Below are 1631 nucleotides of genomic sequence, written 5' to 3'. Positions count from 1 at the left end.
ATGGGTCTTCCTCACGGCCGGGAACGTGCTGGGCGGGCGCTGGGCCTATGTCGAACTCGGGTGGGGAGGCTACTGGGCATGGGATCCGGTGGAGAACGCGGCGCTCATGCCGTGGCTCACCTGCACGGCATTCCTCCACTCCGTGATGATCCAGGAGAGACGGGGGATGCTGAAGGTCTGGAACATGCTGTTGATCATGGTCACCTTCCTCCTGACCATCACCGGGACGTTCATCACCCGAAGCGGGCTCGTCTCATCGGTGCACAGCTTCGCGCAGAGCCCCATCGGCCCCTGGTTCGGAGGCTTCCTGGCCTTTCTCGCTGTCGGGTCGTTCGGCCTATTGGCCCACCGGCGTTCCCTTCTCAAGAGCGAGAACGTCCTCGACTCCTTCCTCTCCCGCGAGGCGGGATTCCTTCTGAACAACCTGATCCTCCTGGGCGGCGCCTTCACCGTCCTGCTCGGGACCTTCTTCCCCATCCTCTCCGAAGTGGTGCGCGGCGTGAAGGTGAGCCTGGGCCCGCCGTACTTCAATTCGATCATGACGCCGATCGGGATCGTCCTTCTCTTCCTGCTGGGAGCGGGGCCCCTGATCGCCTGGAAGCGGATGCGTCGCGTGGAAGCCATCCGTGTCATCGGCGTCCCTCTCGCTCTCGGTCTGCTGGCGGGATTGATCCTCCTTCTTCTCGGCCTGCGCCACGCGAGCGCGCTCGCGATCTTCGCGCTGTCCGCATTCGCCCTCGTCACGATCATCTGGGAGTTCGTGCGCGGCGTGAAGGCGCGCCGAGGGGCGGGCCGCGAGTCGATCCCGGTCGCCCTCGGCAGATTGCTCTGGAGGGCGCCCCGCCGATATGGCGGCTACATCGTCCATGTCGGCGTCGTGCTGGCGTTCGTCGGCTTCGCGGGGACGGCGTTCACTCGCGAGTGGGAGAGAACGGCGAGGGCCGGGGAGGAGTTCGAGGCGGGAGGCTACGGGTTTTCCTTCCTCGGGCTGGAGGAGGAAGCGGGACCGGGGAAGGAGTCGGTCGCGGCCCGTGTGGTGCTCAGTCGGGACGGCCGCGATCTCGTCCGGCTCATTCCCCATCGGACCTGGTACGAGAAGGCGCAGCAGCTCTCCACGGAGGTTGCGATCTACTCGACCTGGAAGCATGATCTCTACCTGGTCCTTGCGGGATTCGACCCCGAGGGAGACGAGGCCTCGTTCAAGATCTACGAGAATCCTCTCGTGGGCTGGTTCTGGTGGGGCGGCATCGTGATGTGCCTGGGAGGAATCCTGGTCCTGATCCCGGGACAGAGGAGGAGGGCTCCATGAGGGGAGCTGCGCGCGGGGCGGCCCGATGATCCTCTCCGTCGCGATCCTCGTCCTGCTTCTCGCGGGCGCGATGGCCTACATCGGATCGCCCCTGCTAGCCCCCGGCCGGGCCGGACGCCAGGAAGAAGAGGACGCCGCCTTCTTCGAGCACGAAACGTCCCTCAGGCTGCTTCGCGATCTGGAGCACGATCGCCAGACCGGAAAGATGGATGAAGAGCAGTACCTGCTCGAGAAGGGGCGGGTCGAGGCGAGGGGGATCGCGGCTCTCAGAGAGCTCGACTCGCTGAGGGCGGGGGCGACCCTTCGCGGCGGCGCCCGAGCG

The 1631-nt window shown here is 66.2% G+C and carries 2 protein-coding genes; both read left to right on the top strand.

Going from position 1 to position 1631, the window contains the following annotated elements:
* A partial coding sequence (locus FJY88_14255) for a heme lyase CcmF/NrfE family subunit (GenBank protein ID MBM3288490.1) occupies positions 1-1309 on the top strand: 1309 nt, incomplete at its 5' end.
* A gap of 25 nt (positions 1310-1334) precedes the next feature.
* The coding region (locus FJY88_14250; protein MBM3288489.1) for a hypothetical protein at positions 1335-1631 on the top strand (297 nt) is incomplete at its 3' end.

This window comes from Candidatus Eisenbacteria bacterium, assembly GCA_016867495.1.
GTDB lineage: Bacteria > Eisenbacteria > RBG-16-71-46 > CAIMUX01 > VGJL01 > VGJL01.
Note: the sequence above shows the minus strand (reverse complement) of the source record. Positions and strands in the feature narration are given on the sequence as shown.